At 49.6% G+C, this 14,155-nt stretch carries 11 protein-coding genes; 2 read left to right on the top strand and 9 right to left on the bottom strand.

Going from position 1 to position 14,155, the window contains the following annotated elements:
* Positions 1-6: 6 nt before the first annotated feature.
* From K0T92_RS15295 to K0T92_RS15310, 4 genes are all read right to left on the bottom strand, one after another.
* Positions 7-1,272, bottom strand: coding sequence for a ribulose-bisphosphate carboxylase large subunit family protein (locus K0T92_RS15295; RefSeq protein WP_343223714.1), 1,266 nt, complete (start codon positions 1,270-1,272; stop codon positions 7-9).
* Between the two features lie 403 nt (positions 1,273-1,675).
* Entirely contained in the window at positions 1,676-2,188 is a 513-nt protein-coding gene (locus tag K0T92_RS15300; RefSeq protein WP_219873349.1) for an acyl-CoA thioesterase, read from the bottom strand.
* A 118-nt stretch (positions 2,189-2,306) separates the two neighbouring features.
* Complete coding sequence (locus K0T92_RS15305; protein ID WP_219873350.1) at positions 2,307-2,885, bottom strand: superoxide dismutase family protein; 579 nt, start codon at positions 2,883-2,885, stop codon at positions 2,307-2,309.
* An 884-nt stretch (positions 2,886-3,769) separates the two neighbouring features.
* Positions 3,770-6,400, bottom strand: coding sequence for a PAS domain S-box protein (locus tag K0T92_RS15310; protein ID WP_219873351.1), 2,631 nt, complete (start codon positions 6,398-6,400; stop codon positions 3,770-3,772).
* A gap of 264 nt (positions 6,401-6,664) precedes the next feature.
* Between K0T92_RS15310 and K0T92_RS15315 the strand changes: the two genes are divergently transcribed.
* Both K0T92_RS15315 and K0T92_RS15320 read left to right on the top strand, forming a co-directional pair.
* Positions 6,665-7,393, top strand: coding sequence for a MerR family transcriptional regulator (locus K0T92_RS15315; RefSeq protein WP_219873352.1), 729 nt, complete (start codon positions 6,665-6,667; stop codon positions 7,391-7,393).
* 892 nt (positions 7,394-8,285) lie between these two features.
* On the top strand, positions 8,286-9,251 hold the full coding sequence (locus tag K0T92_RS15320; RefSeq protein WP_219873353.1) for an NHL repeat-containing protein: 966 nt from the start codon (positions 8,286-8,288) through the stop codon (positions 9,249-9,251).
* Between the two features lie 132 nt (positions 9,252-9,383).
* On the opposite strand, the gene K0T92_RS15325 is transcribed toward K0T92_RS15320, so the two are convergent.
* The 5 genes from K0T92_RS15325 to K0T92_RS15345 all read right to left on the bottom strand — a co-directional run.
* The gene (locus K0T92_RS15325) at positions 9,384-10,439 is read right to left on the bottom strand and encodes a hypothetical protein (RefSeq protein ID WP_219873354.1); all 1,056 of its coding nucleotides are present in this window, start codon (positions 10,437-10,439) and stop codon (positions 9,384-9,386) included.
* A complete protein-coding gene (locus K0T92_RS15330; RefSeq protein ID WP_219873355.1) occupies positions 10,436-12,217 on the bottom strand; it encodes an HSP90 family protein in 1,782 nt (593 codons plus the stop codon). The genes K0T92_RS15325 and K0T92_RS15330 overlap by 4 nt, the downstream gene beginning before the upstream one ends.
* A gap of 499 nt (positions 12,218-12,716) precedes the next feature.
* Entirely contained in the window at positions 12,717-13,367 is a 651-nt protein-coding gene (locus K0T92_RS15335; protein ID WP_219873356.1) for a GntR family transcriptional regulator, read from the bottom strand.
* Positions 13,368-13,553: 186 nt separating this feature from the next.
* A complete protein-coding gene (locus tag K0T92_RS15340) occupies positions 13,554-13,718 on the bottom strand; it encodes a hypothetical protein (RefSeq protein WP_246628177.1) in 165 nt (54 codons plus the stop codon).
* Between the two features lie 164 nt (positions 13,719-13,882).
* The coding region (locus K0T92_RS15345; protein ID WP_219873357.1) for a WG repeat-containing protein at positions 13,883-14,155 on the bottom strand (273 nt) is incomplete at its 5' end.

Raw genomic sequence — 14,155 nt, forward strand, 5'->3', positions numbered from 1 at the left:
TTCCTCCTACTTCCTGCCGAATGTCTCTATTGCTTTCTGCAGCTCAGGATGCTCCTCGGCATACGTGTTCAGCTCAATTCCCTGAACCGCTGCTTCCCAGCCCTGCTGCATGCTGCGGACACCCTCGGCTGTACCTCCCGGATGGGCCAAGATGCCGCCTCCGGCAAGATGAATGACATCAAGCGAGCGAACTGCCTCATAGGTTGTTGCTGCACTTCCCGCCCATTGCGCTGAGGACAGCACCGGCATGACCGTATAGCCACCGAGCATTGGGCTTAGACAATCATTAATGGATTGTGCAACAGATTCATTGCTCTCCGCGAACTTGCTGTCCAGCCCATTCGTATGAAGGTGATCGACGCCCGCGAGCCGGCATAGCTTCTGATAAGCAGTGAAGCTCATGCCAAGCAGCGGACAGCGGGTCATCGCTCCCCATTGATTGCGGTGACCGTGAACCGGCAGCTCCGTATACTGGCGAAGATGGGCAACTGCCGGCAATCCGACACTGTTGATGCTGACCATCACACAGGTACCGCCCGCTGCCAGAACAATGTCATGATTGCGCCTCATCTCATCGATATCGCCCGTAATATTGAAGGCATACATCAGCTTCTTGCCCGTCCGGTCGGCTGCCCGCTCAATCTCTGCCATCACAACCTCGACACGTTGTTCGAAGGAAGCATACAGCGGATTGCCGCACAGCTCGTCATCCTTGATGAAATCCAGCCCCGCTTCCGCCAGTTCGCGAACCATCGATCCGTATTCGGACAATGGGAGGCCGATACTCGGCTTCACGATCGTTCCGATGATGGGACGATCGTACACCCCAGCGAACCTCCGCGTCCCTTCGATGCCGAATTTCGGCCCCGGATAGCGGATCGCAAAGGGCTCCGGCAAGTCCAGATCCATCAGCCTCAGCCCCGAGAATTCACGAAGCTCATAGAGGTTCCCGGCTACAGTAGATAACAGATTAGGCAGTGATGGGCCAAAATTATGAAAGGGAAATGAAAGCTTCACAAGCGCTCTGCGATAGACGGGCTTGTCCATGCCTGGCGGGAGATAGCATTCCGGCAGCGATGGGGCAGAATAAGCGCCCAGCTCTTGAATGCTCACGACTTCCGCGCCATGACGCGCCTTCAGTTCCCGCGTTTCACCCGGCACAGAGATGAACGTACCCGTGGACTGCTCACCAGCCATCACCTGGGCCGCTCTCTCCAATGGATATGGCGTCTCGATAAGATAAGTAGCCAGAACTCTATGATCGGTCATCATGATCTACCTCATTTCTTGATAGCTTCATCCTTCCAGCAAGCAGAACTCGAAAGAACAGTTCTGCGATTGCTTGCTTGCTTGCTCGCTTGCTATGTGCCATCATCGTTGCGTTCACCATTCATTCATAGATCCATCTTAGATCTATGTTAGATCTATTTGATACCCATCATAAATAAACCGCTTTCATTTGTCAATCGATTTCGCTAAAATCCGAATAGCCCACTTTTTCCCACTCTTGCACGGGTGTGATGGCCGATGCCTGAAACACTGATATACGCTATATTTTTAGCCGGCTACAGTGAATCATTCATCTGAGCACAAAAAGTGCCCGGAAGTCCGAAGGACTTCTCAGGCACTCATCATAAGCTGCCCATCTATAATTAAGGCAGGAGACGTATTCCGCCTATTCCCATGGAAATTTCGTAACCAGAAAGTCAGCGAATTTCTTGCTTTCCTCTCTTCTCCTTCTTCTCATCTCTGCCCGATGTTCTGCCGTCTCGAACAATTTCCATTCCTCTTCAGTCTCCGGGACAACGTGAGGAATAGGAATGGGCCGATTGTTCTCGTCCAGCGCGACGAAGGTAAGGAAAGATGTTGCTGCAATCTTTCTCTCCCCGCTCCTCAGATCCTCCCGAATCACCTTCACGAAGACCTCCATCGAGCTCTTGCCTGTCCATGTTACGAAGGATTCCAACGATACCGAATCAGAGGGCCGGATGGGATGCAGAAAATCAACTGAATCGGTAGAGGCCGTAACTGTGGTCACACGGCATAATTTCGAGGCCGAAATCGATGCAATATCATCAATATAGGACATCAACTTGCCGCCGAATAAGGTCTCATGATTGTTCACATCCGTCGGAAAAACTCTGGATACTTTGAAACAACGGGTCTCCTTGGCAAACTTCTTGTCCACAATCGGTCACACTTCTTTCTGCAAAGTTGCATATGTCCGATAATCTTTTCTAAGGCTCGCGGTCCTAATCTGCTCAATTCCGATTGCTGCTGCGACGGATGGCAGATATAGCCAAATACTAACCGACATTGCCTCCAGCTATGCGATCTCCAGAATTGCCCGATGGATCCGTTTTATAATCATCCTCATCCGCATGGACAATAAAGGATTTGCCCTGGATCGAGTTCGCCTTGCCCTTCTCCAACGTCATCCCTTCAATAACGAAACTCATATGAGCCGTCCCGTCAGCCCCGGCATTCAGATTGAGGTAATCACCCTGATGCGGCCCCTCCGGATTAAGGTGGCCGTGCTTCTTATGCTCCGGATTGTAATGTGCGCCCGCAGTCTTGAAGTCATTGTTCTCAAACTTCTTCTCATGAAGATGAAACCCATGCTTGCCCGGCTTTAACCCCGATGCTTGCACATTAACCTGGATACCGCGATCCGTCTCAGACAGCCGCACATGCCCTGTTACCGCTCCCGCAGCCGTCACAAGCGGAATATTCATCTCACCGAGCCAGACCTCTTTCGTATCTCTCGCCCACAGCTTGCCGAAGCTTTGATTGTTGCTCTGCAAAGTAAATGCAGCACCCGTAAACAACAGGACACCGCAGACAATTGCGATAACGACATACTTCCTGTTTGACTTGCGAATCATGCAACAAACCTCCTTATTTTCTTCGTATTGTTCCCACTGTATCCGATTTGACACTACTATCCCTGTCCATTTCCAATTCTCCCTATACTAATCCCTCGCACATTATGCAGCGGATGGCCTTCAAGGAGCGTCACTACTCGGTATCGTACCCCCTGAGTGTAGCGCTATGTGATACACTGCGTGCGGCATGTTGTTATGTTTCCTTATAATGCTGTGGTGTGGTGGTGTTTAGTGTTATATTGTGTGCTGTGTTATGTCGTGTTGTATGCTGTATTATGCTGCGTTGAGTGTTGTTTGCTGTGTTATGTGTGCTGTGTTATGTGTGTTGTGTGTTGTGTCGTGCTGTATTATGATGTGTTGTGTGCTATGTTGCGCTGTGTGCTGTGTTATGCTGCGTGTTATTGTGATGTACTGTATGTTGTTATGCTGTGCTGTATTGTTCAGGTCTGTGCAACGCAGTGTAGCGCTATGTACTATACTGAGGCACAATGTGGTGTTACCTTGCAGGATGGAGGTCGGCCACAACAAAGCAGAAATCCTGCGTAGGTGCAGGAATTTCGATGGAAAACACCCATAGAAGGCAGAATGCCTGCAATCAGGCATGAATATATAGGGGATTTCGCCTTCTAGAGACAATTAGAGCGAAATGCCTGCACTTGCGCAGGCATTTGTTCCTTGGCAGGCCGAAAACGAGTGAAAACCTGCACTTATGCAGGCATCTTCCCCGTTTCTGGAATGGCGCCTCTGATCAGGAGGATTTCCCCCCTGAACCCAGAGCAGGTAATAAGAAGAGTCCTCCAGTTCCACTTTGGTCGTGGCTTTGGAGGACTCCTATTTTCGACAGCCCCAGCTCCATAGGTGCTCGTTGGGAAAGGAAAGCAGCTCTAGATATCAAAAAACTTCCGGAGTATATCGAAGACAACTCTCGTACTTATCGGCTTGCTTATATAATCGTCCATTCCTGCTGCAAAGCAAAGCTCCCTGTCGCCCTTCAGCGCATTCGCCGTCACTGCAATAATGATGGGGCAATTGTCTCCCAGCTTATCCTTGATAACCGCTGTTGCTTCGAGCCCATTCATGCCCGGCATATGCACATCCATAAAGATGACATCGTACTCTCCGGTATACGCCAGATTAATAACATCTACGCCATTCTCCACAACTCTCACCGCATGTCCTTGCTTCTCCAGCATTTTGACCAGCACCATCTGATTGATCTTGTTGTCTTCCGCAATCAATATGCGCAGTGCTCTCTGGATAGCCTGTCCATTCAAAGGAGCATGCTCGGCAATTCCTGTATTCCTCCGTTCAATCTCCTTCAGAATTACAGTGAATATAAAGGTCGATCCCGGCCCATCCGTTGGCTCCAGCCAGATCTCTCCATTCATCAGATTGACCAGCCGCTTGCTGATCGCCAGCCCCAGCCCTGTGCCCTCCAATGTGCGCGTCATGAAATTATCCAGTTGATAGAAAGGCTGAAACAAGTACTGCACCTTTTCCTTGTCTATTCCGATCCCCGTATCCTTAATCGTGAACCTCAGCTTCACCTCATTGCCGACATGGGCCTCCTTGTTGACGGAGATGGCGACACTGCCGCTATTCGTGAACTTGATCCCATTGCCGATCAGATTCATCAACACTTGCTTCAGCCTCTGATAGTCGCCCACCAGCACGGGAGGCAAATCAGGGCTCATGGAGAACGATACTTCAAGCCGCTTCTCCTGTGCCTTGGGTGATAGAATATCAACAGCTTCGAAGATGCAGCCTCTAATATCGAAGGGCTCCTCCAGCAGCTCCGTATTGCCGGAATCGATCTTGGAGAAGTCCAGAATGTCATTGATTATTGTCAGCAGCGTATCCCCGCTCTTGCGGATGATCTCCAGGTAGCCCCTCTGTTCCGTATCCAGGATGGTCGTTTCCATCAACAGATCCGTCATTCCGATTACGCCGTTCATCGGCGTCCTTATTTCATGGCTCATCATGGCCAGAAACTCGCTTTTGGCTTTATTGGTCGATTCTGCCGCTTCCTTATCAATAATGAGCCGCTTTTGCTCCGTAATATCCTTCGCAATGATGTAATAGCCGACATTTTCCGAATTGATGATAATAGGGACGATCGTCGCCAGTACCTCGGCCACATGTCCGTCCTTATGATAGATTCTATCGATGCTTTGCTCCGCTGACATGTCCTCCAAGGAGTGGGTCAGAATGCTTTTAATATCCTGATTGCCAATAATGCTGGAGAAACTATGTCCGATCAGCTCTTCCAGCCTGTACCCCGTCAGCTCTTCCGTCATCTTGTTCGCATTAATAATATTGCCTTCCAGATCAAGCGACACAATCGCATCGTGATTGTATTTCTTCAGAGAGGTGTAGCGTTCGATTGTCTCTTGAAGCTTGCGCTCAATCTCCTTCCGCTCGGTAATATCCTGAATCGTTCCATTCATCCGCTCGGGAATACCTGTGTCGGAGAGGACAACGACACCGCGAATATGAAGATACTGATCCTTGCCATCCCTCGTTGACGTCCGGAACTCGAAGCTGAGATTCTCGCCCTCCAAAGCTCCTTCAATGCTTTCTTTAAACCGCTGCCGATCGCGGGAAGGAACCAGATCCGTCAGTTGGCTCAGTCTGCCCTTCGCATGGTTCCCTTCAAGATTGTAGATCAGATACAACTGGTCGGATAAGGCAATCTCACCCTTATCGATATCCCATTCCCAGCTGCCGATCAATGCGATACGCTGCGCCTCCCTAATGAAATCCTCCTGCTTCTTGCGGTCTGTAATTTCCCTTCCAATGACCACAATAACCGTGCTGCCGCTGCTATCTTTGAGCTGCTTCACCATGGATTCAAACCAGATATCGTAGCCGTCTCTATGCCGCATCCGAAACTGGCTTCTCGCGCTGCCCTGCAGCTTGCAATCGGCAAGGGGCTGCAGATCCTCAGGATGATAGAGCATCGCCTCCTCTTTGCCCACCACCTCCTCCGGTGAATAATCCAGCAAATCGTGAAGAGATGGCGATGCAGACAGAATGACGCCTGCTTCCGAAGTCTGATAGATCAGATCGCGGGTATTATCTACGACTATCTGATACAGCTTTTCCGTTCGCGACAAGCGCCCTTCAAGCTCTAACCGCTCTTGTATCTCAGTGAAATGCAGCACTACAAGGACGGGCGATCCAGTCCCCTCGTCTATAATTCTCATTGTGTTCAAGGATACCCAAACCGTACTGCCATTCTTACGCATGAGCCCATGCTCGGATACAAGCGATTCGTATTCCAGCGCAGCCTCCACAATGTCATGCCGCTTCCCATCCGCCCACCGGTCTTCCGAGTGCACGATATCTTCCAGTTGAAGCGCGGTCAGCTCTTCATATGTATAGCCAAGCATACGGCAGAGGCTTCGATTGGCAGCAACCCATTCGCCTTCCGGTGTAACGATTGCCATCGCATGAGATGAATAAGCCATAAGCTGGTTCACAAGAGATTCATGATTAATATGTAGACTGAGCATGCAGCACTCACATCTCCTCTTATTCAATAATGATGGGTCCGTTCTCGCGTCCTCGCTGCAACCAGTGTCACCGGGTCACACAGAGCTTGAAGACATACCTCTTCTTCTATACCCCCTGCATGGAATGACGAAACATTCCTTTGCCCTGTCATCGCTCGCATTTGCACTTTATTTATCGAATCGGCACTACCTTTGTCACCGTGGCAGGTGGTTGAAGGAACATATCGAATATCTCTAGCATGAAATCATAATGAGGTGAGCGAAATGGATGTATGGAAAACAAAGGATACCGCAGGTGCGCTCGGAGTCAGCCCGACAACCGTCAAACGTTGGGTCCTCCATTTCTCCCATTACTTTCAGAAGGACCGTCTAGGACATTATATCTTCTCGGGACAGGACGTGCGAAGACTGCAGTATGTCAAGGAGCGAATGGAACAAGGAGACAGTCTGGAGCAGATCACACTTCCCCCGCTGGTAGAGCCCGGGGACAACATGATGCGGCTGCCTGCAACAATGATTACGAATGCGGATGCAGTTGAGGACGGCACAATAACTGCGGACATTTGGACGGCGGCTGATGCCGGGGCGAGCGCAATGGAGAAGAGTTCAGCTATGACAGCAGCAGCGGCTTCGACAAGCGGGGGAGCCGGCTCTGCCACGACGACGGCTAATGGCTCACTGGATGCCATCCGTCTGAGCTGCGATACTGCGGAGCTGATGTCCCGAATCCGGCATGTCGAACATACACTCTCGCAAAAAGCCGACGAGATCGTTAACCTGCAGGTGCTTCAGCACCGCATGGAGCTGGACGAGCTCCGCCAAATGGTGGAGCAGCTTATACGCTCTGTCGAAGCCGCAGGGACGCCCAATGCCACGCCGCCAGTTCCATCCGAATCAGCTGCTCCATCGGAGGAGCCCGCTGCATCTTCGCTCAAGCTCCAAATCCGCCATAAGAAACGGGGACTGCTCCGGTCGTTTTTTCAATTCCTGTAGTCCCCTCCAATAGAAAAACAGGGCTGTCCGAAAAGCCCCCTATCCAATAAGTCAGTCCCAAATGATGTGAAAAGATGCCTCCAAACCACTGAAAAGTGGGACTGGAAGCATCTTTATCATTATATATGAGGACTTAGTGAGGACTCTGAAATCATCAAACCACTCAACCGCCGAACCAGGTGCTCGTAGCCTTTCACCTTCCCCGAGTGTGGTTTGAAAGCAGCGTGACGGAGTAAGAAGCCTGCGAATGTGCATGAATTTCGGTTTCAAGACGCCAAAATGGTGAAATGCCTGCGATCATGCATGAATTTCGGGGGAAATCCGCCGTTAAGGAGAAACGAAGATGAAATACCTGCACGCTGGCAGGCATTTCATCTTCATGGGGCCGGAAACGAGCAATAAATGCCGTTTCGCAGGTTTCGCCTAGCTCGCAGCTCGCTTGTCAGACCCGTTCACTGTACTTCCACTATCCTCGGTTACGATGGAAGAGCAATATCGCCGATCCTCTCCGCGCCGCCTTCTCCAGCATGATACACTTCAAGCTCGCCATCAGAATTCTTAACTACTAGATAGCCGCATAGGTTCCATCATCGAACTTGGGCCACAGATTGCCTGAATACCATCATCCCCTTCTTGCTATTCTTCAATACGACAAAAGGCACCTCAAATGGCGTACCCTTGCCGATGAAGAACAAGCTTTGCAGCGGCCCAACTGGCCCGCTCCCTAAATGCATCAACCTGCGTTGAATCTACGATTCCATCATAGGAATTGTGCCAGCTATATGATCAGTGATTCCAGTCATGAACTCCCGTCATGACGAGTTTTATGGATAACTTGGTGTAAATATCTCATTAGAAAATATATAATGCTATAAGGGAGGCGAATGATCTAATGAGAAAGTTCTTTAACAGTAAAAGTAAATTAATAAGTGCATTTGCAATTGTGTTGGTTTTATTCCTTATCTTTTTGTCCATGAATCAGACAACCGCGGCTGAGTATTCAAGCAGATTGTATACGCCAACGTACACAGCGAAGATAGGAGATCATTATTTTATAGTGGACTGCTGGAACCATAGAATTATTTACAATGATGACATAGATACGGACATAAAAAATTGGAGCACACTGGATAACGATATCGCCGGCCCGCATTCCATAGCCAGTGATAGTGAATTATACGTAGCTGAGGATACCGGAAGAAACAAGCTGTTCGTGTATACATTAACGGCGGATGGATTTAAGAAAACTCAAATCATTGATGATATTGCAGGCCGTCCTCATCGAACAATTTATGATCCATCTACAGAAAAGTTCTATGTACTCACGTCTACAAGTCAGAACATGTATGTCTTATCGAATCAGAACGGCAAGCTTGTAATTGATAAACAAGTCCATTTAGCTTTTTTGGAACAAACATATACACGTTCATTTTCCATTATTGATGACAAAATGTATTTTGTCAGCGGCCCGAATAAAATAACGATTGTAGATTATATCAATAAGGATTTTGAAGTTGCGATGCAATATGATGTCCCTCAAGAATACAGCGCTATGAACGATATTTTCAAAATTGACGACTACTATTATATTTCTTCTTACCCTGAAAAACTCATTCGATTGAAGGAACTATCCAGGTTTGATTCAGCAGAAAACATTTACGATGAGTTGCAGTTTAAAGGGACGCCTTATTACTTTTCAACCTTTGATAACAAATTCTATGTAACTGAAATTGATAGCCATTCCGGCATCAAATCGTTTACGATTCAGAACGGCAGCATCAGTGATGTCGAAACAATAAATGACTCCGGCCCTGCCGATGATCTAGTGTTGCAGAGGAAGAGCGAACTGCCTACTTGAAGCCGATCCGTATTGGTATTGCTCACGCACGCGGGTGACAGAAGCAATCGAGGTATGCCTCATCGACTTTACCCTTCCGCAGAAAGCAATGAGGGCTCTTGGCATAGCGATGAGGCATAACAGCATATTCTGTCAAGACTTGCGATAAACCGCAATAAGTTTGCGAATCTGCTCTTCCTTCTCCTCGATGTGGAGAGTACAGTAATCGCTGCCATTCCTTGCGTCGAAGGCAGCCGCTAATGAGCGGGTCTCCTGCTCCAACCATTCCAGAGTTACCTGCTCCGACGCCGCAAGCTTCTTCCTTCTTCTCGCCTTGCTCCATTCCTGCAGAAACAGGCGCACCGACAGCAGATAGTGGAATCTGTCCCACGGCATCTTGAACGCAAGACCAAGATGGATCGTCCGTTCATACAGCTTGACCGCCTTGGGCATATCCGTGACGGTATAGTACTCCATCAGAGTGCCGTATTCCTTCAGATATTGAGGGCCGTTCGTGACCTGGTACGCCTTGGCAGCCGTCTCTTTGGCCTGTTCGTACTCCTTCATCTTAAGCAGCGGGCCCAGCAGATTGCCATAGGTGTTCTCCGGTATAGAGCCGCAGCTCATCCGGCCTTCCATAATAGGCTTCAGCATCTGCAAGCCCCTCTTATTCTGATTCAGGCGAAAATAATAGACGCCAAACAAATTCTGCTCGCAAGCCTTGCAGTCCGACAACCCGTCCCTCGCTGCACTTCTCCATTCCTTATAATAAAGGGCCGCTTCCTCTGTTCTGCCCTGTGAGAGCATATAACTCACTTGCTGCTGATAATAAGGCCTTAGCGTGTATCCGTAGTGGAGACACTTCTCCTTGAAGTCATCGAACACCTGCCCGATCATCTCCGCCGTCATCTGCGGCATGCGCCAAATTTGGTTCAGCACCCATTTGTAATGCCACATAATGGAGTGGCTAGAGTATTGATCCGGCTGCCGCTCGAACTTGGACAGGCACCAGGCGAAGGACACGAGCAGCCGCTCCGGGCAGCCGCACTCCAAGGCAGCGGAGGAATAATCCATTCTGGATTGATACGCATCCTCCTCCGTCAGATACTGATCCGCGATACGGATCGCTTCCTCCATAAGAGCAAGCTTCGCCTTCCCGTCAGGCATGCTCCACGTCTGATATCTCAGGTTATTGTAACGGTTCTTCACGCTTCGCCTCCAACCGCCTGATCCAAGCCCATATTCATAAATTGCAGCAGTGATCCATTCATAAGCCGCAATTCCTCCTGGCTTAGCGGATAGTGGCCCATCAGCAGAGATTGTGTGTACAGCAGCTCGATACAGACCTGCTGCAGCTTGGGATCCTTGCAGGCGACGGCTTTTCGAACCATGGGATTATTGTAGTTGTAGCACAGCCGCGCGTAAGGAACATCATACAGCTCATCCATGACCACATGCACAATGTCCGCGAACAGCGGATTCGCCTCCTTCTCGCTCTGCTCCGCCAGCTTGAGGAATTGAACCTCCTCATTCGTATTGTAGAGAACGGGAACATCGGCAGGCTCGAACCACCGGATCGCGCTTCTGCATTGATGAGGCTGAAGCAGCTCATCCGACAGCGCCAAGAAAGGCTCCACCTCCAACTGATCGGCCCGATCCAGCTCCTGGAACCGGTTGGAGAATTGCAAAATATCGAGCAGCGCTACATCGGCATTTTCCCATACATCGGGGATCTTCCGCACAAGTGCAAAATCATGCACATAGCCTCCATTGATGACGAGCAGCTCTTGCGATTTGGCTACGCGGGCGATCTGTCTGAATTCATCCAATGTCGCTGCGAGAAGAACAGCAGAGTGTTCCTTCATGATCGTATCCATATCCATCGTTCCGTAAGAGGTTTCGAAGCTCAAATGCCGAATGAACAGCTCATACAGCTCATCATCCTCCACAGCCATCGCTTTAATTGAAGCGTAATGCACACCGATTATCCGCTTGAACAGCTCAGGGTCCCGCGCCGACAGATCGATCAAATACTGCTTGATGCAGCTGCCGAGCTCATCCCTGACCGTATAGAACAGCTCATTCTCCTGAAAAGATTCCCGCGATGCCGTCGGCCGAAGGCTGTCCGTATTCATAATGCCGTTCACAAAGAAAGCCCACTGCGGCAAAATATTGTTCAGCTTGTCAGAGAGCAGCATTTGCTTCAAATAAACCTTATGCTTCTTCTCCTCTTGCAGACTGACCGAATAGGGCAAAATATAAGCGACCCCTTCGATCCCGCCGATAGCCGAATGAAGCGGAATAACGTCCATCGCCCGCTGGTAGCGCAATTTCTCGCCATAATCCAGCGCCTCCTTCTTCTCCATCCGCCATGGAGGCACGGCTTCATTGACAATCCGCTTATGCTTGTCCTCGACCAATTCAATCGGAACAGGCAGGAACTCCCCGTAATGCTCCAGCAGCTCGCTTACACGGTAATAGTCGAAATATTCCTCATAGTCGGCTTTCGCCTTTATATATACAGTAGTGCCGATAGGCACTTGATTCTTCAGTTTGCGAATCTCATACGTTCCGTCAGGCCGACCCTTCCATTCCAGCGGATCCCCTTCAAGCGCAGAGCGCGTAATCAGTACAATCTCGTCACAGACAACGAAGCAGGCCAGCAAGCCGACCCCGAATTGGCCGATAAAATCATCCGCAGCATCAAGCTGCTCCTTCTTCGTTGTGCTCCCGATCCGCGCCAGAAACTGCTCAATCTCCGAAGCCGTCAGCCCGCAGCCGTTGTCGTGAAAAGCCAGCGTATGCGAACCGTACAGCTCCACCGTAACCTTCGCATCGAATTGATGACCGAGCCGCCTACGGGCCGTAATGGCATCCATTCCGTTCTGCAGCAGCTCCCGAATGAACACCCCCGCATCCGAATACAGGTGGTTGGACAATAAATCAATAAGGCCCTGCAGGTTGACTTGAAAATTTTTATTCTCCATGTAATCTCCCGCTTTTTGTCATTTTAAGGCGTACACACTCTACTATTCCACCGCGATGCGCTTATTCCTTTTTTTCGCCCGCCACCAAAAAAGGAATGTTTCCCAGCAGAGCGAATGAAACAAATCATCAAACAACGTTCTGGGCAATCCCTTCTCCAACTGTTTTGAAGGGAGAGTGACGGAGTAAGAAGCCTGCGAATGTGCATGAATTTCGGTTACAAGACGCCATACTGGTTAAATTCCTGCGATCATGCATGAATTCGAGAAAAATTCGGCCTTTAAGGAGAAATGAAGGTAAAATACCTGCTCGCTGGCAGGCATTTCACCTTCATGGGGTCAGAAACGAGCAAATAACTGCCGTTTCGCATGTTTTACCTCGCTACCTTGTATCTCGCATGTCTCGGCGTTTGAATGACGGATCTTCCTCTGGCGAGGAGCACGTGGGCAGTCCCGTGATCGCAGGCATGAAGCCAGCATTGACGCGGGTTCCCCCGCCCTTCTACATAAACAATTTGCTCTTCGCCAGCTGAAGATGGTCGCGCAAGCGATCCACACATTCTTCCCTGCCTTCTGCCAGCAGCTCATAAATACTGACATGATCCTGATAGAAGCCCACCATCCTCGAAGGATCCTTCCGCAGGTGGCGAAGCGTGATCCGCAGCAGGTGATCCTGATAATTCAGCAGGACGCGATAGATTTCCTGATTGCCGGCGAATCTGCAGAGCAGCAGATGGAATTGATGATCAGCCCGGGCGAAGGCTTTAATATCCAGTTGCCCTACAATCTCTTCCGTCTCACGCAGATTATCCAGCAGCAGCCCGCCCTGTTCCTGCGTCAGACGTCCAACAATCGCCTGAATGTTGAAGGTTTCCAGCGCCAGCCGCAGGTCGTATATATCGACAATCCGATTCAAGGTCAAATCATTAATAATAATGCCTTGCTTGGAGGACACCGTCACGAACCCTTCCGTCTCCAGCCGGGTAAGCGCCGATTTGATCGGCGTCTTGCTCATCTCCAGCAGCTCGATCAGCTCACGCTCTGACAGGAATCGCCCGGGCTCGAACCTTTCATCGAGAATACGCTCCTTGATGGCGTCGTAGGCAATGTCCTTTAATAAAGGTGCTCCGCCTGTTGTCTTCGACTGCTCCAACGCGCTTCATTCCCCTTTCTCCACTCTGTAGTCCGAGTCATCCCGCCTTGCGCTGCCGGGACTCTTATCCCTTCCAATTCGCTGCTCCATGGCAAAATCCCTGTTCGTACAGTCCGTATTTGCTTAATAATATGTTCTAACGCTGCATGGCTGTCCTTTTTAAGGCACCCTGCCAGGCATAATCGATTAGAGCGAGCCCGAGGCTTGGGCAACTAACGATACCAGCAGTCTGGAATCAACCGCATCGCCTTTACGCAGCTTCAATGTTTTTCTTTCCGGGGGACCGTCAAACATGCCTTCGGGAAGCGCAAGCGCAGCAACATGAAAGATCGTAAAGCACGGATCGGTCATCGTTTCCCGAAGGCCCAGGCTATTGTAGGTGTACGAAATTTTCCTCAGATCCGGGATCTTTATAAAAAAGAAACCACATGGAGTATTAGCTCACATGTGGAAAGTGGTAAGTCATTTTTCACTTTTCATCTGTACCATCCATCTTTTGAATTGTTCATGAAGGCTTATAGATAGTCGAACTGAAAAATCTCGTCTCCCGTGTGCCGATCCACATAGATGTTTTTTTCCCCTAATCGAAATCTAATTAACTTCTGTTCAGCAGACTGGGTATCGGTTCCCGTATATTTCGGCTCAATAATATATTCACCAAGTTTGTTTATGATCCCATACCGTTCCCCCACAACAACATAGGCTGTTCCTTCGTAAAAATCTGAAGCGAAGTCAAAAAGTGGTGGAATGACGACATCACCCGTTTTATTGATGTATCCTGTCTTCTC

The organism is Paenibacillus oenotherae, from assembly GCF_019443105.1.
GTDB lineage: Bacteria > Bacillota > Bacilli > Paenibacillales > Paenibacillaceae > Paenibacillus_Z > Paenibacillus_Z oenotherae.